Here is a 22696-nt window from a genome sequence, read left to right as displayed (position 1 = left end):
GGGGGAGCCGCGGATTCGTCCCGATTTGGAATTATTCTGAGCCTTAGCGCAGTGCACCAATGGGCGCAAGACACGCTCGTTTCAGGCCCTTTGCCGCCCCAGAACGGTGGAAATCCCGGAATCACCCCGCCGCTGGTATGGAGCAGATCGCCAAACCCAGCAAGGGTGACGGTCGTTTTGCACGGCTGCGGTTCTGAGATTGCGATGCACAGACCGCGGCAGCGACTTGCCGCCTGACATCGGGTCAAAATGCTCGGGTTTTTTGCTGCGGCAGCGTACCCAGAACCAGGCAATGACCGTCGCGGTGGCCCTTACCGTCACCGAGGTGACATATTGGCCGGCCGCGGCGGTTCTGCAAGGACAATATACACAGATGCGGATGGTCCAGACGAGCCATGCATCGCGACAGGACCAGGGCCCGTCTGGCGAATGCGTCGGTGCAGCACCCGCCGCGGATCGACCGCGAGCGCGGCAGCGGCGACTTGCCGGGTCGTCGCGTGCGCCGCGCACGCATGAGCTTCGGGCCGGGGGGCATAGCCGGGAGCTCATCGATCTCCCGGCGGAAGATCGGCGGTCGTCTGGTCGGCAGCGCAGGCAGACCGTCGAGATCAGGGACGTCCGGAGCTGCCCTCGCCTGTCCTCGTCCTTTGCCTCACCACTTGTACGAGACGCTCGCGGTGACGCGGCGCCGATCGCCGTAGAAGCACGATGTGGCCGAGGCGCAGCTCGCGACATAGATCTTGTCGGTCAGGTTGATGACGTTGAGGGCCGTGCGCCAGTTCTGCCATTCGTAGTGGAGCGCGAGATCGCCGAGCACCACCGCGGGAACCTCGAGGGTGTTGGCGGCGTCGGCCCAGGAAGACCCGACATAGCGCACGCCACCGCCGAAGCCGAAGCCCTCAAGCGGTCCGTCCTTGAAGGTGTAGTCCGCCCAGCCAGAGACCAGCAACTCAGGCGTGTTGGTGGGCGTCTTGCCTACCAGTGACGGGTCGAGATCCCTGCTGTTGAACAGGTGATAAGCCGTGAACGCACCGATCAGCTTCAGCTCCTTGGTGGCATTGGCCACCGCTTCGAGCTCGATGCCGCGCGAGGTCACCTCTCCGGTCTGGTTTTGCAGCAGCGCATTCGACGGATCGGTGGTCGCCACGTTCTGGCGCTTCAGGTCGAACACCGAAGCGGTGAAGTAGCCGTCAAATCCCTTCGGCGCGACCTTTACGCCGATCTCGGCCTGCTGGCCCGTCTCCGGCAGGAACAGCCGGTTCGTTGCAGTATTGATGCCGATGATCGGATTGTAGCTGGTCGCGTAAGAGACGTAGGGCGCGATGCCGTTGTCGAAATTGTAGATCAGCCCGGCGCGCCCGCTGAACTTGCTGTCGTCGCGTTGGTCAATGTTTGCGCCCGTGTCACGGGCGGCCTGCGTCGTCTCGACCCAGTCATTGCGGCCGCTCAGCACCAGCGTGAAATTGCCGAGCTTCATCTGATCCTGAAGGTAGGTGCCGGCCTGCTTCTGCGTGATCAGGAAGTTGCGGAACGGCGCGCCCGTGATCGGAACATTGATGCCGTAGACGGGATTGAAGACGTTGATCGACGGAACGGTGCCGAAGTTGAAGGCCTGATAGTCGTCGATCTGGTAGCCCTTCAAATCGACCCCGAACAGCATCGTATGCTTCACCGGACCGGTGTTGAAACGGTACTCGAGCTGGTTGTCGAGATCGGCTTGGTTGGCGGTGTCCTTGGCATACCAATTATAGCGGCCAAGCGTGGCCGTGTTGATGTCGGACCATCCGCTGCCGACATACCCGCGATAGGTCAGATCGATATGCGCGAAGCGGGCGTTCTGGCGGAATGTCAAATCGTCGGTGAGATTGCGCTCGAACTGATAGCCGAGCATCTCCTGCTCGCGCGTGAACTTGTCGACGCTGGGATCGCCAGCGAAGAAGCTGGTCGGGATCTTACCGAACGGCGCGTTGGTGGCCGTGCCCTGATAAGGCAGGAAGTTGATGCCGCGGGTATCCTGCTTCGAGGCCGACGCCAGCACCGTGAAGGTGGTGTCGGCATCCGGCTTCCAGGTGAAGGACGGCGCGATGAAGTAGTTGTTGTCGGGCGTAAAATTGACCTGCGTCGGGCCATTCTGCACTTGGCCGACGACGCGGTAGAACAGCTTGCCGTTGTCGGGCTGCGTCGCGACCGGACCGCCGACATCGAAGCCGACATAGGCGTTGCCGAAATTGTTGACGCCGGTCTCGATGTAGCGAACCGGCTCGGCCGGCGGCAGCTTGCTGATGACGTTGACGATGCCGCTGGGGCTCGATCCGCCATAGAGTACCGCCGACGGACCGCGCAGCACCTCGACACGCTCCATGTTCGGAGTCTGCAGCTTCCAGCTCGCGTAGGACGTGTAGAACAGCTGCATGCCGTCGAGGAACAGCCCGACATCATCGGACTTGAAGCCGCGGATCAGCCACCAGTCGTTGCGGGTGTCCGCGCCGAAGGTGCCGGCGCGGACACCCGCAGTATAGCGCAGAACCTCGTCGAGCTTGTTCGCCTTCTGGTCGCGGATCTGCTCCGCGCCGATCACCGACACCGCCTGCGGCGTCTCCATGATCGGCGTGTTGGTCTTGGTGCCGGACGAGCTGCGGCTGGCGACGTAGCCGTGCACCGGGCCGAGCGGGGTCTCGACGAAGCCGACGTTGCGTTGCGGCCGCGGCTTGTTTCGGTCGGCAGTCTGCTGGGAGGATCGCGAAGCGCGGCGCTGGGCCGAGGCGGCCGCCCGGCGGCGCGCTTCCGGCGCGGTGACGGTCACCGATGGAATGTTCTGCGCGCCACTCTGCGCAGGAGATTGTGCAAGCGAAGCCTGCGGCACCAAGACCCAAGCGGATGCGGTCGCCAACACGGCCGACCGCAGCATTCCAAGACTGTTCAACGCGCCACCCCAAAACTGCGTGTTTTGATTGCGCATGCCGTCAGTCCCATGACGGCATGCGCTTACGGTGACGCTTATGGGAGCGCGCGCGAATTTCCTAATTGAAAGCTTCTTAGAGAGGCTCTTAGAAGCGATCCAACATTTCCAGAGATTGCCGGGACATCAGCGTGAGACTTTTTCGGCCTCGAGCATCTCGGCGGCGATCGCCGTCAACTGATCGACCTGCTGCAGCAGCGCCTCGAACTCGGCTTCGCTCAGATGTTCGCGCAAACGCCGATTGCGCTCCTGCGCACCGGCGACGATTGCATCATGTGCAGCAAGGCCCGTTGCGGTCAGCGAGACCAGCACCTCGCGGCTGTCTTTCGGGTTCGCCGATTTCGCGATCAGCTTGCGCGACACGAGTTCCGCAAGCGCGCGGCTGATCTGGCCCTTGTCCTGGCCGACGGCTTCGGCGAGGCGGGCCACGCTCATCGGCGGCCGCCGGCCGAGCGAGGCGACAAGGCCGAACTCGACCGAAGACAATCCGGCGAGGCGCTTGTAGCGCAGGATAGCGCCGCGCTTGAGCAAATTGGCGAGCACCATCAGACGCGACGACAGCATCACGGTGATCGGCGCCGGCGGATCGTTCTGGTCCGTCTCGGGCGACGACCCGCCCCTGCTCGGTATCTGGCTCATGATCCACCTCTGCCAAGAAAGCCGGGGCCTGCCAAGCCCAGGCGGCCTGACAAGCCCAAGGCGGCCTTCGCTGACCGGGCCGGTCAAATGCGACCAAGAGGCATTCGGAATATCGTTGACATAGTCATCGATCTACCCTTCACTGGGTATAAGGCATAAAAAAAGGCCCGGCCACACGGCCACAGCGGGAGGACCGGCATGACCATCACCCAGCGGGATCGCGATCTCGGCACTGCCTATGCGATGAAGCCGGCGCACACGCGCACCGAGCTCACCTCGGTCGCGCGCGGCACGCCGATGGGCGAACTGCTCCGCCGCTACTGGCATCCGGTCGGGCTCATCAGCGACGCTACCGACACGCCGAAGAAGGTGCGCGCGCTGGGCGAGGACCTGATCCTGTTCCGCGACAAGCACGGCCGCGTCGGCCTGCTGCACGCCCGCTGCTGCCACCGCGGCACCACGCTCTACTACGGCAAGGTCGAGGAGGACGGCATCCGCTGCTGCTATCACGGCTGGAAGTTCGGCACCGAGGGTCATTGCCTGGAGCAGCCCTGCGAGCCCGACGGCGGCCAGTTCAAGGACAAGGTGCGCCAGCCCTGGTACCCGGTCGAGGAGCGCTACGGCCTGATCTTCGCCTATATGGGCCCGGCCGAGAAACGCCCGGTGCTGCCGGCTTACGACTGCCTGGAGACCATGGACGACGGCGAGTTCGTCGAGGCCGACGATTCCTCGATCGGCGGCGGCGGCCCGGCGATCATCCCCTGCAATTGGCTCCAGCATTTCGAGAACGTGGTCGATCCCTACCATGTGCCGGTGCTGCACGGTTCGTTCTCGGGGCCGCAATTCACTGACATGATGGCGTCGATGCCGGACGTAACGTTCGACAAGACGCCGCGCGGGATCGCCGTGCGCTCGCTCCGCAAGCAGGATGACGGCAAGGTGTTTTACCGCGTCACCGAGGCGGCGCTGCCCACCTTGCGCGTCGTGCCGAACCCGCGCGTGGCGCAATTCGCCCGCGTCGAGTCGATCGGCTGGACGCTGCCGATCGACGATACCTCGTTCCGCATCTACGTCGCCGGCCGCGTCAAGACTTCCGGCGACATCGGCCGCATGCGCTCGAAATTCAACGGCAAGTTCTGGTGGGACATGACCGAGGAAGAGCACCAGCAATTTCCGGGCGACTACGAAGCCCAGGTTGGCCAGGGCCCGCAGACCATCCATTCCGAGGAACATTTCGGCCAGAGCGACCGCGGCATCCTGTTGATCCGGCGCATGCTGAGCGACCAGCTCGAAGCAATGGAAGCCGGCCGCGATCCGATCGGCATCTCCTTCGATGCAAGCGCGCCTCCAGTCGAATTCGAAGCGGGGAACTACATCCGCGAAGCGTGAAGCAGCCAGCTCCAATCAGAGCTGGACCGACAACGATAACAAAGACTATTTGGGGGAAGCGATGGTCGATGTGACGTCACAAATGTCGGTGCAAACGGCCGCCGCGGCAAAGCCCTCGGCGCGGCGCTATTACGTGCTGGGCCTGCTCACAATCATCTACGCGCTGAACTTCCTCGACCGCACGATCTTCAACGTCCTGATCGAGCCGATCAAGAAGGAGTTTGCGCTCAGCGACACCATGATGGGCCTGCTCGCGGGCTTCGGCTTCGCCCTGTTCTATTCCCTGCTCGGCATTCCCATCGCGCGCGTCGCCGACCGGCTCAACCGGCGCAATATCGTCGCCGTAGCCTTTGCGTTCTGGAGCGCGATGACGGCGTTGTGCGGCATGGCTTCGAGCGTCACCTCGCTGGCGCTGGCGAGGATCGGGGTCGGCATCGGCGAATCCGCGGGCTCGCCGGCCTCGCAGTCGATCGTCGCCGACCTCTTCGCCAAGAACGAGCGTCCGCGCGCGCTCGGCATCTACGCCGTCGGCACCTATCTCGGCGTCTTCCTCGGCTATTTCGTCGGAGGCTACGTCAACCAGCACTATGGCTGGCGGATGGCGTTCTACGTCGCGGGCCTGCCCGGCATCCTGCTCGCATTGATCCTGTGGCTGACGATCTCCGAGCCGAAGCGCGGCGCCATGCAGGAGAGCTTCGTGCCCGAGCCGCTCGGGCCGACGCTGCGCTTCCTGGCCTCGCAGCAGAGCTTCATCATCGTGCTGATCGGCTTCTGTCTCACCACTTACACGAACTACGCGACCGCGGCCTGGATCCCGCCGTTCCTGGCGCGCGTGCATCATCTGTCGAGCGCCGAGATCGGCACCTATGCCGGCACCTTCAAGGGTCTCGCCGGCATGGCCGGCACCCTGCTCGGCGGCTTCGTTGTGGCCCAAATCAGCCGCCGCGACGATCGCTGGAAGCTGTGGGCGCCCGCGATCACCTCGGGCCTAGCCGGCCCGGTGTTTGCGCTCTGCATGCTGACGCAGGACTTTGCGATGATGGTCGCCATGCTGGCGCTGACCTCGTTCCTGGTCGGCTTCCATCTCGGGCCGATCTTCGCAATCGCGCAGACCGTCGCCAGGCCGAGCATGCGGGCGCTGGCCTCCGCCCTCATCGCGCTCACCGCCACCTGCTTCGGCCAGGGCGTCGGCCCGCTCGCCGTGGGCGCCGTCAACGATGCCCTGAAGGGCACTTATGGCGCGGATGCCGTGCGCTATTCCCTGCTCTCGGCGGCGGTCACGACCACGCTGGGGGCGCTCCTGTTCGCCTGGGCCGCCCGGTCGATCCGGGCAGATATCAGCCGGGCGGCCGCCTGAGGGCAGTTTCGGCCACCAGCCCGGCGAAACCAACCGGGTGTATTAATGAAACCATTTTGCGGAACCCGCGAAACCATCCGGAAACAGACGATCCCTACAAGAGGAGCCATAGACGGCGGCAAAGCCCGTCGGGAGGCTCAGATGAACCACTCAATTCACTCTGCTGATCGTGCGACCCACCTGAAGATCGTGGTGGTGGCGCTGGTGGCCGGCATCACGGTGGCCGGCTTCGGCATCGCAGCCCGCACCAATGCCGATTACAGCCAGACCGCCCAGACCGCCCACGCGATCAAGGCCGGCAAGCCGGTCGTGGTGACCAGCGCCGGGACGTCAGAGATCCGTTAACGACGGAAAAGGTCCGGTTTGACACCAAACGGCCGCCTTCGGGCGGCCTTTTTGATTCAGGCGACGGGTGAGGACGCCACCGCCCGGCACATCGAGCGCGCCAGCCATGAATCGGGTCAATAGCTGCCGCAACAGTGCTTGAATTTCTCGCCTGAACCGCAGGGACAGGGATCATTGCGGCCGACATCGCTCTTCCCATAGCGCAGCCGGTTGAGGGCCTTCCTGTTCTGCTCGAGGATCATCTTGCGACGCGTCTCCTGCACCCCGATCACGGCAGCATTGTCGCCGGCATCCCAGAACGCCTGCGGCTTCAGATGGGCGAGCTTGCCGCTGACATAGACCGGGTAGAACCAGCCGAGCGTTCCGTCGCGCAGGCGCTGCAGCGTCGTCAGGTCGTAGAGAAAAAAACCCGCATCGAGCAGCATCGCGTTGATGTCCTGGAAGTCGTCAATGTCGGTCTCGCAGACGACCACGCTGCAATTCTCGAGCACGTCGCGCGCGCCTGTCAGCGCGGCCTGTTCCGCACCCTGCACATCGAGCTTGAGCAGGAATGGCGGCTTCAGCGACAGCTCCTTGACCAGCGCATCAAGCGTCGTCGCCGGCACTTTCACCTTGCTGGTGATCAGATCGTTGACCCGCGACCAGTAGACGTCGCCTGCCGGGCGCAGAGACGACCAGTAAGGATGCACCGACTCCGTGATCTCGATCTCGCCCTCATGATCGGTGATAGCGCAGATGCGATAGTGCCCGCCAAGCGCCTCCTTGATCGCCTTGAGGGAGTCCTCATAGATCCGATTGGCATCGACATTCAGTGGCACCGCACCGCTGAGGCACGACAGATGGTTGAGCACGAAGTGCCCATCGGCGCAGCCCAGATCGATGACGGTGCCGTAGCGCACGCCCTTCGCGAACAAATTCTGCAACGTCGCGCTGAAATCGGCTGCCTGCATGAAATCGATCCGAACAATACCGAATTCAGCGGTAGCATGCGATCAACGGCGCGATCAACTCGGCGTGGTACCAGCGCTGTACGCACGTTTCGGGCGCAACAGGGGGCATTGGGATGCACCAGGCCGCCACGGTGCGCCTGGTGGCCGTCGCGCGGACGAGGGAGTTTTGCGCGGGTCGAAGGCCAAAAAGCACGCAGGCGTCGAGTCGCGAGCGACCCGGGATGGAAGCGAGATGAGGATTTGAAGGTAAGGGTATGAAAGGATTGCCAAAAATGGCGCGAGAGACGGGGCTCGAACCCGCGACCTCCGGCGTGACAGGCCGGCGCTCTAACCAACTGAGCTACTCCCGCGTGACACGCAAATGTCTGCGGAACGAGGGGGGACTTAAAGGCCGGACCTGTTGAAGTCAAGGACGTTGCCATCCACAGCCTGAACGCGCGGATTTCCGCTGATGGCAGCAGGCACGGACGTGACCCGCAGCCCTAGCGGCGGCGTAGGCAGTCCGGTCCCGAATCGTCTACGCCTCCGGGAACTTGTGGGTTCAGGGATCGTCACCCCGATCACCGGCAAGAATCGAGGCGGCCAGACATCGAGGAGGCCAGACATGGCGAAGAAGGATCCGGCGAAGAAGGCAGCCGCTCCCGCCACTATTACGCTCAAGCACCTCGCCGCCGACATTGCGGAGAGCCAGGACCTGTCGAAGAAGCGCGCCGAGGCCGTCCTCACCGACATGGTCGACCTGATCACCAAGCACCTCAAGAAGGGCGACCGCGTCCGCATCGTCGGGCTCGGCATCCTCCAGGTCCGCAAGCGCGCTGCCCGCACCGGCCGTAATCCCGCCACGGGCGAGCCCATCCACATCAAGGCCAGCAAGAAGGTCGCCTTCCGCCCGGTCAAGGAACTGAAAGAGGCGATCTGACCGCTCACGTTTCGTTAAGCCTGATCAGCGTCGCCCGGCCTCGCCGCGGCCTGCTTTTCTGGTATACCGCCTCTCTCCCTTGACCCGGCGGTTTGACCAGAAATGTCCTCCCTCATCTTTTCGCACACCGTGACTGAGCGCTTCCTGCGCTACGTCACCATCGACACCCAGTCCGATCCGGAATCCCCGGCCTCGCCGTCGACCGAGAAGCAGAAAGATCTCGGCCGTGTGCTCGCCGCCGAGCTTAGGGACATGGGCGTTGAGGACGCCCATCTCGACGATTACGGCTACGTCTATGGAACGATCCCGGCGAACACCGACAAGAAGGTGCCCGTGATCTGCTTCTGCTCGCACATGGACACCTCGCCCGACTGCTCGGGCAAGGACGTCAAGCCGCAAATGGTCAATAACTATCGCGGCGGCGATATCGTCCTGTCAGGCGACACCAGCCAGGTGATCCGCTTCGCCGAGCATCCGGCGCTGAAGAACCAGATCGGCAACGACATCATCACCACCGACGGCACCACGCTGCTGGGCGCCGACAACAAGGCCGGCGTCGCCGAGATCATGGATGCCGCGCATTTCTTCATCAACAATCCGCAAGTGAAGCACGGCACCATCAAGATCCTGTTCACGCCCGACGAGGAGATCGGCCGCGGCGTCGACAATGTCGATCTGAAGAAGCTGGGCGCCGATTTTGGCTACACCATGGACGGCGAGAGCGCCGGCTGCGTCGAGGACGAGACCTTCTCGGCCGACGGCGCCACCATCACCATCAACGGCGTCAGCGCCCATCCCGGCTATGCCAAGGGCAAGATGGAGCACGCGATCAAGATCGCCGCCGCCATCGTCGAGCGCCTGCCCAGGGAAGGCTGCTCGCCGGAGACGACCTCAGGCAAGCAGGGTTTTCTGCATCCGATCGGCATCGAGGGCGCGCTGGAGCAGGCGACACTCTCCTTCATCGTGCGCGATTTCACCGAGGAAGGGCTGAAGGAGAAGGAAGTCCTGCTCGAGACCATCGTCAAGGACGTGATGAAGGATTTTCCGCGCTCGACCTACAAGTTCGAGGTGCGGGAGCAGTATCGCAACATGAAGCAGGTGATCGATCGTCACCCGCACATCCTCGAATACGCGGTCGAAGCGATCCGCCGCGCCGGCCTGCGCCCGATACACACCGCGATCCGCGGCGGCACTGACGGCTCCCGCCTGTCCTTCATGGGCCTGCCCTGCCCCAACATCTTTGCCGGCGAGCACGCGTTTCACTCGCGGCTCGAATGGGTCAGCCGGCAGGATATGGAGAAGGCGGTGCAGACCATCGTGCACCTGGCAATGATCTGGGAAGAGAAGGCGTAGCACCTCTCTTGGAGGCGAGACATGGCCGGGCTTGCTCCCGGCCATCGTCTGGGGCGCGTCCCGCCGTTGGTGTTGAACATGCAATTGATGCAGCACATTGTGTCTGGTCGCGCCAGGCTTGCAACCGAAGTTGCAGGTAGCGGCACTGCGATCGTCTTTCTTCATGCCAACGTGTGCGACCGGCGCATGTGGCGCGCCCAATTGAATGGAATTGGCGCCACTCACAAGACGGTCGCTTATGATCGACGGGGGTTCGGCGAAACTCGCGCCGAGCCGGAGGACTTTTCGGCACTCGCAGACCTGGTCGCGGTGCTGGAGGCTACCGCAGACGACCAGCCCGCAATCCTCGTTGGCTGCTCCCTCGGCGGCCGCATCGCGCTTGATGCCGCCCTCCAGCATCCGTCGCGTGTTCGCGCCCTCGTTCTGATCGCGCCGAATGTCGCAGGCGCAGCCGATCCGGTCTACACCCCTGACATCGAGATGCTGATAATCCAATCGAGGCAGGCCGAGGCATCCGGCGACCTCGATCGGTTGAACGCAATGAAGGCGCGCCTCTGGCTGGATGGACCGCTGGCGCCCGAAGGCCGCGTAGCCGGTGCCGCTCGCGATCTGCTCCTTGATATGAACGGCATCGCGCTCCGGTCCCCACCATTCGGATCGGAGGTCGACATTCGCCCCTTCTTCCACCGGCTTCATGAAATCGCGGTGCCAACCCTGGTCGTGTGGGGCGACCTCGATTTCCCCTACGTCCAGGAACGCTGTCGCCAAGTCGTCGCGTCAGTCCCAGACGCAGAGAGCCATGAAATGCGGGGCGTGGCACATCTCCCTAACCTGGAGCGCCCGGCGGAAATCACAACTCTCATTGCCGAGTTTATCCGCCGGCGTGCGGGGACAGACAGGTAGAGACCACGCCTGATCCGCTTACGGCACCGGCGTCGCGCGCGGAGTGCGATGAAAGCGGTTCGAGCTTGCCATCCAGTTCGGCAACGGTTCGCCATCGCGATGGCGGCCGCCGGCAACAGCCGCAGCCCAGGCCACCGCAGCGCCGATCAGGGCTGCTGCCGCCACCGAGAAGGCGACGATGACCGAATTGCGCCGTGCGCGGTTGATCGCCGTATGGGCATCCGCGATTACCGCATCGACCCGCCGTTCGGAGTCCGGCGCAGCCAAACCCGTCACCGCGGCGACCTGCTGCACGAGATAGGTTCGATCGTCGGTGCTGACGCCGCTATGACTCGACGATGTCATCAGGATGCGTCCGGCTTCGGCGCGAACTTCCCGGATGTCGGCGGCGGGAGGCCGCCGCGGCGCACGGAACAGCTTGTCGAGCTCGTAGCTCAACAGCGGCTCGGCGGAGGTTGCATTCGCGCTCGAACTGCGCATCGGCGAACGGTCGACCGCCGCAGCGCCGATCATCGCCAGCAGCGCCGCGCCGATCAGCACGGCCAGAGCCCAGGACGTCAACCCGTGAAGGCCGTCCCGCCGCTCGCCGTCGTCCTCGACCGTCGCCAGCGCGGGCGCCGGTCGCGTGGTCCGGCCGGCGATATAACCGCCGAAGCCGAAGCTGATGATCGCCTGGATCATCAGATACAGCCCGGAGAGCAGCGCCAGCGCCGCCGATGAATCGCGCCATGTCGGCGAGGCCGAACTGACACCAAGGCCGATGGCGACGCCAAAACCGATGAGGATGAATGACATCGCACCGGCGGCCAAAGCGCCTGCGAGCACCGAGCTCCATTGGATGGTGCGGCGATCTTCCGCGGAAGCCACGCCGCCCTCCCCTAAATTGTCCTGCACGCGCGTTTCCATCGCCGCTCTCTCAACGCAGGCCGAAGAAAGACAGGATCGCCATGATCACGACGATCAAGCCGATGAGATAAATCAGTCCGTCCATAGTCCCATCCTCCTCAAACAATCCTGACCGCTAATCGGGAGAACTGAGGAACGTTCCTAATTCGGCATCGGCTGCGGAACGAACCGGTGCGATGCGGATTGGCCGTTCAAGTCCCAGGGATCGTGCAAGTCCCAGAGATCGTGCAAGTCCCAGGGATGAAGTTTGTGAGCACAAGGGCCCCAGCCGGTCAGTCCCGGAGCTGGGGCCTTCCTTTTTGCGCTGCGCTCCCTGTCCTATGTTAAGGACGCCGGCTCTCCGATCATCAAAGATGCGATCGGGGCGGAACCTCCGGATCGGGAGAGCCGCGTGGATCGCAGAACGGCGTGCCTTCATCAGGCAGATGCATTTCGGGAAAAGGCGATCGCCGATCCCGAGCAGCACGACAAATGGATCGATGAAGCCATCAAATGGCTGGAGCGGGCGATGGAAGCGAGCTATCGCGCCGTTGTCACCGTTGAAGCCGGCGACATCTCCCCTGTTCCGCAGCCGGCAGATGAGCCGGCAGACGATACGGTTCGCCCGACAACGCGCCTGATTGCACGGCAATAAGAAGCGGTCGCGTCGTTACCGCTGCTGCGGCATTTGTTCCTGGGACGTAACGATGTTGCGGGTCGACACTGTTCCCGCCCCCATGCTAGGCCGGACGCAGACCGCAACCAGAGTGACCTCGTGCTCGCGAACCGCCAGCCCCCAGGATATTGCCGGCCGCTCAACTGGCGCGGGCTGCTGTCTGTGCTGATTGCGGTTGTCTATCTGCTCGCGGGCGCGCTGCACGGCCTGCACGACATCGACGTCACCACACCCGGCGGCGGCTCGGAGATCGCCGCGGTCATTGACGGCTCCACAGATCACAGCGACCACAAGGCAATCGGCGGACATCATTGCCATGGCTGCTTCTCGGTGACGCTGGCGCAGCCGGCGCCGCCGGCCGCGTCGATCGCGCTCGTGTCCGCACCGCGCCCGCAACGCCTATCCCGGCTCGCCGGCATTGTCCCCGATACCGACCCCCCGCCTCCCAAACAGATTGCCTGAACGGATTTGGTCGGGCGCCACGCGCGCCCATTAGGTTCATCCTTCACAGGTCGGTTTCATGTTTTGCAGCGGAATGGCCGCGCGCCTTGCGTGCGCGGCAGCGTGCCTGATTGGCGGATTGGCGCTTGCGCCGTCTCACGCCCAGACTCTGACGATGCGTAGCGCGCTCTCGCGCGCGCTGGCCACGAGTCCGCGGCTGACCGCGGCGGAGCGCGACGTCGGCATCGCGACGGGCCAGCGCATCCAGGCAGGTGCGCTTCTCAATCCGGAACTGTCCTACGAGCAGGACAATTCGTTGGGGTCCGGCATCTATCGCGGCACGCGATCGGCCGAGACCACGCTCCAGATCAGCCAGGCCTTCGAGCTGTTCGGCAAGCGCGACGCGCGCATCGCCGCGGGCGTTGCCGGCATCGAGGTCGCCGCGATCCAGCGCAAGGCCGTCAGGCTGGAGGTGCTGTCGGAGACCGCGATCGCCTTCCTCAGCGTGCTCGGCGCGCAGCGGCGCATCCAGATCCTCGACGAGCAGATCGCCGCCATTGACCGGCTGACGCCGCTCTTGCGCCGCCGCGTCGAGGCCGGCGCCTCCTCGCCGGCCGAGACCGGCCGTGCGGAAGTGGCCTCCGCGCTGGTGAAGGCCGACCGTGAGCGCTTCAAGGCCACGCTAGCCAGCGCCCGGCGCGAGCTTGCGGTGTTGATGGGCGACGCGGCACCGAAATTCGGCGAGGTCTCCGGCCGACTCGACACCATGGGACGGCCGCCGACGTTCCAGTCGGTCGTCGCCGCCATCGATGCCAATCCACAGCTGGTGCGCTGGACCGCGATCTATGCCCAGCGCAACGCCGAGCTGTTGCTGGCGCGCCTCAGGCCCTATCCCGACGTGCGGATCGCGGCCGGCTGGCGCCATTTCAACGAGACCAATGACGACGCGGCGCGCCTCACCGTCTCGGTGCCGATTCCCGTGTTCGACCAGAACCAGGGCAACATCCTCTCGGCGCAGGAAAGCCTCGCCAAGACCAAAGCCGAGCGCGAGGCCAACCGCAACACGCTGATCGTGGTCGCCGGCCGCGCCTACGACTCGCTCCAGGGCTCGCTGCGCGAGCTCGCGGTGCTGCGCGAGAGCGCCATTCCCAAGGCCACCGAAGCTTCGGACGCAATCGCGCAAGGCTACGGCCAGGGCCGCTTCACACTGCTCGAAGTGCTCGACGCCCAGGCGAGCGTCACCCAGGCGCGGCTGCGCGAGCAGGAGGCGCTCCAGAACTTCCATGCGGGGGTGGCGACCATCGAGGGTCTCGTCGGCAACCCCTTCACGCTGGCGCGGGAGAGCGCACGATGAAGACGTCCTCCACCATCCTCGTCGCAATCGTTGCCGCCGCACTTGGCGCCGCACTTGGCGCTTACGGCTATTCCCTGCTGGCCCCCGCGAGGGTCGCGCCCGCCGAACACGCCGCAAACAAGAAGCCGGAGAAGCCGAACGACCATGTCGAGCAGGACGAGCACGGCGCCGACCGGATCCGCATCTCCGACGTCAAGCTTGCAGCCGCAGGCGTGACGCTGGCGGAAGCCGCGAGCGTCACGCTGACCGACACGCTCGCCTTCAACGGCATCCTGCGCGCCAACCAGGAAGCCGTGGTGCAGGTGACGCCGCGTTTTCCCGGCGTTGCCAAATCGATCCAGAAGCGCATCGGCGACAAGGTCGGCAAGGACGATCTGCTCGCCGCGATCGAGAGCAACCAGAGCCTCACCGTCTACGAGCTCAAGGCGCCGATCGCCGGCACCATCATCGAGCGGCAGATCTCGCTCGGCGAATATGCCTCCGAGCAGAAACCGGCCTTCGTCGTCGCCGACCTCTCCACCATCTGGGTCGACCTCTCGATCTATCGGCAGGATCTGCGGCGCGTTCGCCTCAACGACGAGGTGCTGATCGATCCCGACGACGGCCGCGGCGAGATCAAGGGCACCATCTCCTACATGGCCCCGATCGGCAGCAGCGAGACCCAGACCGCGCTGGCGCGCGTGGTGCTGCCAAATCCGGACGGGCGCCTGCGTCCCGGCCTGTTCGTCACGGCACGGCTGATCCTCGCCGCCCGCAACGTCGCGGTCGCCGTGCGCCGAAGCGCGATCCAGACGCTGGAGAATAGGACCATCGTGTTCGTCCGCGAGGATGGCGACAAGATCGAGGCGCGCCCCGTCGAGCTGGGCGATTCCGATCCCCGCCATGTCGAGATCAGGGCCGGCCTTTCCGCCGGCGAGCATTACGTTGCGGAGAACAGCTTCGTCGTGAAGGCGGAGATGGGCAAAGGCGAGGCCGAGCATGATTGAGCGTCTCATCGCGGTCTCGCTGCAGCAGCGCTGGCTGGTCCTGCTGCTCGCGCTCGGCGCTGGCGGCTTCGGCGCCTGGAACTTCACCCGCCTGCCGATCGACGCGGTCCCTGACGTCACCAACGTGCAGGTCCAGATCAACACCCACGCGCCGGGCCTGTCGCCGCTCGAATCCGAGCAGCGCATCACCTTCCCGATCGAGACCGCAATGGGCGGGCTGCCCAAGCTCGAATACACCCGGTCGATCTCACGCTATGGCCTGAGCCAGGTCACCGTCGTGTTCCAGGACGGCACCGACATCTATTTCGCGCGGCAGCTCGTCAACGAGCGTATCCAGCAGGCGAAGGACCAGCTTCCGGCCGGAACCGAGGTCGCGATGGGGCCGATCTCGACCGGCCTTGGCGAGATCTATGTCTACTCCGTCGAAGCCAAGGCCGGCGCGAAGTCACAGACCGGTGCCGAGTTCACGCCGACGGAGCTGCGGACCATCCAGGACTGGATCATCAAGCCGCAACTGCGCACCATTCCCGGCGTGATCGAGGTCAACTCGATCGGCGGTTATGAGCGGCAGTTCCACGTGCTGCCGATCCCCGGCCGGCTGATGGCCTACAAACTCGGCTTTCGCGACATCATGACAGCGCTGGCCGCCAACAACGCCAATGTCGGTGCCGGCTATATCGAGCGCAACGGCGAGCAATATCTCGTCCGCGCCCCGGGCCAGGTCGCCAATGTCGCGGAGATCCGCGACATCGTGATCGGTTCGCGCGGCGGCGTCCCGGTGCGTATCCGCGACGTCGCCGACGTCCAGGAAGGCCAGGACCTGCGCTCGGGCGCTGCGACCGCAAACGGCAGCGAAACCGTGCTCGGCACCGCCATGCTGCTGATCGGCGAGAACAGCCGTACGGTGGCCCAGCGCGTTAAGGCCCGGCTCACGGAGATCGCGAAATCGCTCCCTGACGGCGTGATCGCGCGCGCCGTCTATGACCGCACGCATCTGGTGGAAGCCACCATCCAGACCGTCGAGAAGAATCTCGTCGAGGGCGCGGCGCTGGTGATCGCGGTACTGTTCCTGATCCTCGGCAACATCCGCGCCGCGCTGATTACCGCCTGTGTCATCCCCCTTTCCATGCTGTTCACGATCACGGGCATGGTCGAGAGCAAGGTCAGCGCCAATCTGATGAGCCTCGGCGCGATCGACTTCGGCATCATCGTCGACGGCGCGGTCATCATTGTGGAGAACTGTCTGCGGTTGCTCGCTGCCGAGCAGCACCGGCGCGGCCGGCTGCTGTCGCTCGAGGAGCGGATGGAGACAATCCGCGCCGGCAGCAGCGAGGTCATCAAGCCGAGCCTGTTCGGCACGCTGATCATCGCCGTGGTCTACCTGCCGGTCCTGACCCTGACGGGGACCGAGGGCAAGATGTTCACGCCGATGGCGCTGACCGTGCTGATGGCGCTTGCCGGCGCGGCGCTGTTGTCGATCACCTTCGTCCCGGCCGCGGTTGCGATCTTCGTCACCGGCAAGGTCTCGGAGAAGGAGAACATCTTCATGAGAGCGGCCAAGCGGTTCTATGTGCCGCTGCTCGACCGCGCCATCCGCCACCGCGGCACCGTCGCGTTTGGCGCCATGCTGATCGTTGCCGGCAGCGTCTTCGCCGCGACGCGCATGGGAGGCGAATTCATCCCGAGCCTCGACGAAGGCGACATCACCATCGAAACCATCCGGATTCCCGGCACCAGCCTGACCCAGAGCGTCGACATGCAGCTCCGGCTGGAAATGGCGATCAAGCAGGTACCGGAGGTCGCGACCATCTTCTCCAAGATCGGTACCGCCGAGATCGCCAACGATCCGATGCCACCGAATATGTCCGACACCTATGTTACGCTCAAGCCACGCGACGAATGGCCCGACCCGGACAAGCCCAAGGACGAGGTGATCGCCGAGCTCGAACGCACCGCCAACACCCTGCCCGGCACGGCCTATGGCATGACCCAGCCGATCCAGATGCGCTTCAACGAGCTCATTGCCGGCATCCGCAGCGACGTCGGCGTGAATATCTTCGGCGACGATCTCGACGTGCTTGCCGGCATCGCCCAGCAGGTCAACGGCGTCGTCCATGCCATCGAGGGCGCGGCCGACGTCAAGACCGAGCAGATCGCGGGCCTGCCGATCCTCACCGTCAGGCTCGACCGCCAGGCGCTGTCACGCTACGGCCTCAGCCTCAGCGAGGTGCAGAACGTGGTCGAGATCGCGATCGGCGGCAAGCCGGTCGGAAAGCTGTTCGAGGGCGATCGCCGCTTCGACATCGTGGTGCGGCTGCCGGAAAGCCTGCGTGCCGACCCTGACACGATCAAGTCGCTGCCTATCCCGCTGCCGCCGGGCGAGGATGGACCGGCCGTCACCAAAACCGCATGGCCTGGCGGAAACACGGCGTTGCGCCACGTCCCGCTGTCTTCCGTCGCGGCGATCGAGATCGCACCGGGACCCAACCAGATCAGCCGCGAGAACGGCAAGCGCCGCGTGGTGGTGATGGCCAACGTTCGCGGGCGCGATCTGCGCTCCTTTGTCGCCGAGGCCCAGAACGCCGTCGCGGAGAAGGTCAAGCTGCCGCCGGGCTACTGGATCGGCTGGGGTGGACAGTTCGAGCAATTGGTCTCCGCCACCAAGCGGCTGACGCTGGTGGTGCCGGTGGCGCTGCTGCTGGTGTTTTTGCTGCTGTCCATGGGCACGGGATCGGCGGCGGATGCCGCTCTCGTGTTCTCCGGTGTGCCGCTGGCGCTGACCGGCGGCGTCATGGCGCTGCTGCTGCGCGGCATTCCCTTATCCATCAGCGCCGGCGTCGGCTTCATCGCGCTGTCGGGCGTCGCCGTGCTCAACGGCCTCGTCATCATCGCCTTCATCGAGCGGCTGCGTAGCGAGGGGCACCCCGTCGCGGACGCGGTGCGCGAGGGCGCGCTGACACGCCTGCGTCCGGTGCTGATGACGGCGCTGGTCGCCTCCCTCGGCTTCGTGCCGATGGCCTTTGCCACCGGGGCCGGTGCCGAGGTGCAGCGGCCGCTTGCGACCGTGATGATCGGCGGCATCATCTCCTCGACCGCGCTGACGCTCCTGGTGCTGCCGGCGCTCTACGTGCTGTTCCGCCGTGACGCAGGCACCGAAACGCCTACAATAGCGCCTGATTTGGCAGCTTCCGGGGAGCGCTAGAGGTGAGCAGCCACGACCATCACGGTCATCACCATCATGATCATGGCCACGATCACAGCCACGATCATGGTCACGATCATGGTCCTGGCCACGCGCATGTCCATGCGCCCGCCAGTTTCGGCAAGGCGTTCGCGATCGGCATTTCGCTCAACACCGCGCTGGTCGTGGCCGAGGCCGTCTACGGCTATATCGGCAACTCCACGGCCCTGCTTGCGGACGCCGGCCATAACCTTTCCGACGTGCTCGGCCTGGTCGTGGCCTGGGGCGCGTCGATCGCGGCGAGGCGCGCGCCCAGCGGCCGCTTCACTTACGGCCTGCGCGCCTCGACCATCCTGGCGGCCATGGCCAACGCGGTATTCCTGCTGGTCGCGACCGGTGCGATTGGCTGGGAGGCGATTTTGCGCCTGCGCGAGCCGGAGCCGGTCGCGGGCGTCACCGTGATGGTGGTTGCCGGCGTCGGCATCCTCGTCAACGGCTTCACCGCCATGCTGTTCGCGCGCGGACGCAAGGACGACATCAACATCGAAGGCGCCTATCTGCACATGGCGGCCGATGCCGCGGTCTCGCTCGGCGTCGTGGTCTCGGCGGCGCTGATCATCTGGACCGGCTGGCTCTGGCTCGATCCCGTCACCAGCCTCGCCATCTGCGCCGCCATCCTCTGGAGCACCACCAGCCTGCTCCGCGGCTCCATCGACATGTCGATGGCGGCGGCCCCCAAAGGCACCGACCTCGCCGCAATCAAGGCGTTTCTGCTCGAGCGCCCCGGCGTCTCAAGGATCCACGATCTCCACGTCTGGCCGATCTCGACCACCGAGACGGCGCTGACCTGCCACCTCGTCATGCCCACCGGCGCCGGCGACGCATTCCTGATGGAGACCACGCAGATGCTGAAGACCTCCTTCCGCATCGGCCACACCACCCTTCAGATCGAGACGCATCCCGACAATGGCTGCGCGCTGGCGCCGGATGATGTGGTGTGAGGGAGTTGCGTGGGAGCTCCAATCTCCGGTGTCGTCCCGGACAAGCGCAGCGAAGCGGAGCGCTGATCCGGGACCCATAACCACAGGGAGTAGTTTAACGAAGACTCGTGGTTATCAGCCTCGCGCCGCAACTTCTCCCTGGGGTTATGGGTCCCGGCCTTCGCCGGGACGACACCGAGTGTTTGGCAACGGCGACGCTTAGACAGCGACGCCCTACGCCACCTTCGCCGTCACGATCCAGATCGCGCCCTGCAGCGCGACCGACTGCCCCTTCAGGAACGGCGCCAGCATCTCGCGGATCGAAGCTTTTGCGGCCTCATAAGTCTCCGGCGGATGGCCTTGCAGCGCGCGGCTGGCCGGGCCGATCTGGAGCGAGCCGTCGACGGCGGCATCGAGCCCGCCGCCAATCGCGATATCCATCGCGAGATTGTGCGGCTCCATCGCGACGTCGACGAAGCCTGCACCTTTCAGGATCCGCATCACCCGCTCTTCGGAGGCGAAGGCGAACGGGCCCGGCTCTTCCGGCCCGACCGGCGGCATCTTGGGGACGTGCTTGTAGACCGCCATCAACGGCGCCATCATCCAGGGATTTTCCTTCGGCTCGCGCCAGCAGGCAAACGCCAGCCGCCCCGTCGGCTTCAGCGCGCGGCGGAGGTTGGTGAAAGACGCGATCGGGTCAGCGAAGAACATCACGCCGAACCGCGAGGCCAGCAGGTCGAAACTCGCCGGCTCGAACGGATGCACCGTCGCATCCGCCAGCACGAAATCGAGCGGCAGGCCCTTTGGCGCAAACGCACGCGCCTGCGACAGCATCGGATCGGAGACGTCGAGGCCGAGCGCAAAGCCATTCGGGGCCACCGCTTTCGCGAACGCGACCGTCGTTGCGCCGGAGCCGCAGCCGACGTCGAGGACGCGCTCGCCTGGCTTCGGCCTGGCGCGGTCGATCAGCACGTCGGCAATGGGTCCGAGCAGGCTTTCCTGCGCTGCATGGCGATCGGCCCAGCGCTGCCCGCTCGGGCCGTTCCAATAGGCGATCTGGTCTGCGTTCTGCTCGTGTCCGCTGGACTGCTGCATCGGGACCTCATCGCGCGCACTCGCGCACCGTTAGTGCTTCGCAGTATTCCTTACCGCGCGGGCCATACCACGAAGCGAAGTTCCCGCCCATTCAAAATCGAACGTCTGGCGGGCCACCTAGGAATTGAGCCAGGGCAAATGCACTTTGAGCTTGTTGCCAAGCAACGCTTCACCGCACGCACTTAGATGATCCGGATCGCTGAATGTCAGACAGTCATCGGTAAACAGCAAATATTTGTCGACCTTGAGGACGTCGTAGAAGGACAAGTACTGAATTGTCCGCGGCCCGTCGGCGACCTCCTTCGCAATCTCCTCGTCCAATTCCTTGAAATGATGAAGCGCGACCGGGTTCATGAGGAATCCATCGCTGGCGAGTTGAGGCAGGTCCCTGAAATTGACCCGCGCCTCGACAAACGGGCCGAGCCAAACGATCTTCGCGAGCGGGGCAAGCGCCCTCAGATAACTCAGCGTGAAGCCGACCTTTTCGTAGTTGATCAGATATCCGGTCTCCCATTCGAACAAATGGTGGTTTTCTGCATTGCCCGCGGGATCGGTGAGCAGATGCGCGCCGGACACGTTGAAGACGATCCCGCGCAGAGAAGAACCATTGCGTTCGAGGAAGCCCTTCAATCCCGCATACGGACAGAGTTCGCTGTCGTTCCAGGCCCGGCAACCTTCGTTGACCAGACCGACCACGAACGGACCCGGCTTGGCTTTGGCAAGACCATTATAGACGTTCATGCCATGGGAATCTCCGACGACCATGACCGCCGGTCCATATTTTGCGGCGCAAGCCTTGAACCGCATCTCAAACTTGCTGTCGGGACTTGAGGACCAGAACAGGCAGTCGCCATTGTCGATCAAACTGCCCTTCAGATCGCGCAAGGCGTAGCGCCTGATCAGCTCGTAGGCGCGCCGGGTCGCCATGTCATACCTGTTGAAGTGGATGTTCTCGAGGCCATTGGTGAAAACGCCCACCGAGCCGAGACTGGCAAAAATCGCTATGGCGACGCCGCACGAGGCAAACACCGCGCGCCGGCCGATACGCTTGCGATCGCGAGCCGGGCGTTCGACCAGCAGATAGGTCAAATATGCCAGAACCATCGAAAGAACCGACAGGCCCGCAAACACCGGGATGTTGGTCTCATAGAATTTGGTCAGTCTTGCGAAAGCAAACAGGGGCTGATGCCACAGATAAGCGCTGTAGCTGACGAGGCCGATGGCCACCGGGACGCGCGATCCGATGATGTGGCCCAACACCGTATCCCGCCGCAGGAACAGGATCGCCAGCGCGGTGCCCAAAGTCGGAGCTAGCGCGTAAACTCCAGGATACGGAACGTTCCGATAGCCGAACACGGGCAAGGCAATCATCGCGAGGCCCAGCAAGGCGAGTGCGTCGGCGTACGAACGGGCAACCCGGCTCTGCACCGCAATGCCTGAGAGCGGCAGGAGCGCACCGAGCAGGAGCTCCCAGAACCGTGCAGGCAGCAGATAAAACGCTGCGGCCTCCGCGTGATGCGAGCCCCACTGCGCATAGGCAAAGCTCGCCGCTGCGATGACGACGAAGCAGGCCGTGGCCCTGGTCCGACCAAGCCTCAGCGACCAGAACAGCAAAATCGGAAACAAAAGATAGAACTGTTCTTCGACCGCCAGGCTCCAGGTGTGAAGCAGCGGCTTGAGCTCGCTCTGGGTATCGAAATATCCGCTTTGTGCCCAGAAGAAGAAATTCGAAACGAAGGCGCATACCGACAGCAGACTCTTCGAGAAGTCCGCCAGATCGCGCGGACCGAGGCACCAGACGGCGACCGGGAGGCAAGCGATGCACACGAAGAAGAGCGGCGGCAAAATGCGCCGGGCGCGCCGCTCGTAGAATCCGACGAAGCTGAAGCCGCCGTTTTCATACTCATCGAGGATGATTGACGTGATCAGATAGCCGCTGATGACGAAGAAGACGTCGACCCCGACAAAGCCTCCCGAAAATCCTGGGATGCCGGCGTGAAAGAGGATCACCGGCAGGACCGCAATGGCTCGCAGGCCATCGATCTCCGGTCGGTAAGGCAGCTTGGACGGCATGTGGCCGGCGTCTGATCCAGATGATGCTTGGTGGGGCAGCCGCTCTACGCCTCCCGATTCAGGCCGATATGCCCGACGCAGAGACAGGCCGCAAGCGCAAGATGCCGTCCAAATCGGACTGATTGTTGGCGAAAACCGCGCGCCGCGCTGGTTCGCTTGGCCTCGCCCCGCGAGCGCAGGCTGGCTTGCCGGGCCGGAGCTCGCGTCGGAA

General features: G+C 64.4%; 18 protein-coding genes and 1 tRNA gene. 12 read left to right on the top strand and 7 right to left on the bottom strand.

Translation table 11 applies throughout. The features are described 5' to 3' along the window. Positions 1–652: 652 nt before the first annotated feature. Entirely contained in the window at positions 653–2908 is a 2256-nt protein-coding gene (locus tag QCM77_RS13290; protein ID WP_279683932.1) for a TonB-dependent siderophore receptor, read from the bottom strand. Positions 2909–3085: 177 nt separating this feature from the next. Next, positions 3086–3598, bottom strand: a complete 513-nt coding sequence (locus QCM77_RS13285; protein ID WP_279664374.1) for a MarR family winged helix-turn-helix transcriptional regulator — start codon at positions 3596–3598, stop codon at positions 3086–3088. A 198-nt stretch (positions 3599–3796) separates the two neighbouring features. Here QCM77_RS13285 and QCM77_RS13280 point away from each other — a divergent pair, with 198 nt between their 5' ends. The 3 genes from QCM77_RS13280 (at position 3797) to QCM77_RS13270 (ending at position 6689) form a co-directional block, all read left to right on the top strand. Next, positions 3797–4987, top strand: coding sequence for a Rieske 2Fe-2S domain-containing protein (locus QCM77_RS13280; RefSeq protein ID WP_279683899.1), 1191 nt, complete (start codon positions 3797–3799; stop codon positions 4985–4987). A gap of 61 nt (positions 4988–5048) precedes the next feature. Further along, a complete protein-coding gene (locus QCM77_RS13275) occupies positions 5049–6344 on the top strand; it encodes a spinster family MFS transporter (protein WP_279664377.1) in 1296 nt (431 codons plus the stop codon). A gap of 141 nt (positions 6345–6485) precedes the next feature. Further along, the gene (locus tag QCM77_RS13270) at positions 6486–6689 is read left to right on the top strand and encodes a hypothetical protein (RefSeq protein WP_279664378.1); all 204 of its coding nucleotides are present in this window, start codon (positions 6486–6488) and stop codon (positions 6687–6689) included. 116 nt (positions 6690–6805) lie between these two features. Here the strand turns inward: QCM77_RS13270 and QCM77_RS13265 are convergent, their stop codons facing one another. Together QCM77_RS13265 and QCM77_RS13260 are read right to left on the bottom strand one after the other, a co-directional pair. Then, the gene (locus tag QCM77_RS13265; RefSeq protein WP_279664379.1) at positions 6806–7639 is read right to left on the bottom strand and encodes an FkbM family methyltransferase; all 834 of its coding nucleotides are present in this window, start codon (positions 7637–7639) and stop codon (positions 6806–6808) included. 273 nt (positions 7640–7912) lie between these two features. Beyond that, a tRNA-Asp gene (locus QCM77_RS13260) sits at positions 7913–7989 on the bottom strand. Positions 7990–8243: 254 nt separating this feature from the next. Between QCM77_RS13260 and QCM77_RS13255 the strand changes: the two genes are divergently transcribed. The 3 genes from QCM77_RS13255 to QCM77_RS13245 all read left to right on the top strand — a co-directional run bounded on the left by QCM77_RS13255 (position 8244) and on the right by QCM77_RS13245 (position 10814). After that, a complete protein-coding gene (locus QCM77_RS13255) occupies positions 8244–8558 on the top strand; it encodes an HU family DNA-binding protein (protein ID WP_279664380.1) in 315 nt (104 codons plus the stop codon). A gap of 102 nt (positions 8559–8660) precedes the next feature. Further along, on the top strand, positions 8661–9911 hold the full coding sequence (gene pepT / locus QCM77_RS13250) for a peptidase T (protein ID WP_279664381.1): 1251 nt from the start codon (positions 8661–8663) through the stop codon (positions 9909–9911). A 21-nt stretch (positions 9912–9932) separates the two neighbouring features. Continuing rightward, positions 9933–10814 (top strand): alpha/beta fold hydrolase, encoded by an 882-nt coding sequence (locus QCM77_RS13245; protein ID WP_279664382.1) that lies wholly within the window; start codon positions 9933–9935, stop codon positions 10812–10814. An 18-nt stretch (positions 10815–10832) separates the two neighbouring features. Here the strand turns inward: QCM77_RS13245 and QCM77_RS13240 are convergent, their stop codons facing one another. Next, positions 10833–11720, bottom strand: a complete 888-nt coding sequence (locus QCM77_RS13240) for a hypothetical protein (RefSeq protein ID WP_279683897.1) — start codon at positions 11718–11720, stop codon at positions 10833–10835. Between the two features lie 391 nt (positions 11721–12111). Between QCM77_RS13240 and QCM77_RS13235 the strand changes: the two genes are divergently transcribed. The 6 genes from QCM77_RS13235 to QCM77_RS13210 all read left to right on the top strand — a co-directional run bounded on the left by QCM77_RS13235 (position 12112) and on the right by QCM77_RS13210 (position 19338). Continuing rightward, positions 12112–12354 carry a hypothetical protein gene (locus QCM77_RS13235; RefSeq protein WP_279664384.1) on the top strand — a complete coding sequence of 81 codons (243 nt, stop codon included), beginning with the start codon at positions 12112–12114 and terminating at the stop codon, positions 12352–12354. A gap of 120 nt (positions 12355–12474) precedes the next feature. Further along, entirely contained in the window at positions 12475–12837 is a 363-nt protein-coding gene (locus QCM77_RS13230; protein ID WP_279664386.1) for a hypothetical protein, read from the top strand. A 58-nt stretch (positions 12838–12895) separates the two neighbouring features. Next, positions 12896–14170: a divalent metal ion exporter subunit IhpA gene (ihpA, locus tag QCM77_RS13225; protein ID WP_279664388.1), complete on the top strand. Its 1275-nt coding sequence runs from the start codon at positions 12896–12898 to the stop codon at positions 14168–14170. Next, on the top strand, positions 14167–15156 hold the full coding sequence (gene ihpB / locus QCM77_RS13220; protein ID WP_279664390.1) for a divalent metal ion exporter adaptor subunit IhpB: 990 nt from the start codon (positions 14167–14169) through the stop codon (positions 15154–15156). The genes ihpA and ihpB overlap by 4 nt, the downstream gene beginning before the upstream one ends. After that, positions 15149–18358: an efflux RND transporter permease subunit gene (locus QCM77_RS13215; RefSeq protein WP_279664392.1), complete on the top strand. Its 3210-nt coding sequence runs from the start codon at positions 15149–15151 to the stop codon at positions 18356–18358. The genes ihpB and QCM77_RS13215 overlap by 8 nt, the downstream gene beginning before the upstream one ends. A gap of 2 nt (positions 18359–18360) precedes the next feature. Beyond that, positions 18361–19338 (top strand): cation diffusion facilitator family transporter, encoded by a 978-nt coding sequence (locus QCM77_RS13210; protein ID WP_279664394.1) that lies wholly within the window; start codon positions 18361–18363, stop codon positions 19336–19338. Positions 19339–19551: 213 nt separating this feature from the next. On the opposite strand, the gene QCM77_RS13205 is transcribed toward QCM77_RS13210, so the two are convergent. Together QCM77_RS13205 and QCM77_RS13200 are read right to left on the bottom strand one after the other, a co-directional pair. After that, positions 19552–20412, bottom strand: coding sequence for a class I SAM-dependent methyltransferase (locus QCM77_RS13205; protein ID WP_279664397.1), 861 nt, complete (start codon positions 20410–20412; stop codon positions 19552–19554). A 117-nt stretch (positions 20413–20529) separates the two neighbouring features. Continuing rightward, positions 20530–22485: an acyltransferase family protein gene (locus QCM77_RS13200; protein ID WP_279664399.1), complete on the bottom strand. Its 1956-nt coding sequence runs from the start codon at positions 22483–22485 to the stop codon at positions 20530–20532. Between the last annotated feature and the right edge of the window lie 211 nt (positions 22486–22696).

Origin of the sequence: Bradyrhizobium nivariense, from assembly GCF_029846695.2 — a bacterium.
Lineage (GTDB): Bacteria > Pseudomonadota > Alphaproteobacteria > Rhizobiales > Xanthobacteraceae > Bradyrhizobium.
The sequence above is the reverse complement of the archived record's forward strand: the minus strand, read 5'-3'. Positions and strand labels throughout refer to the sequence as shown.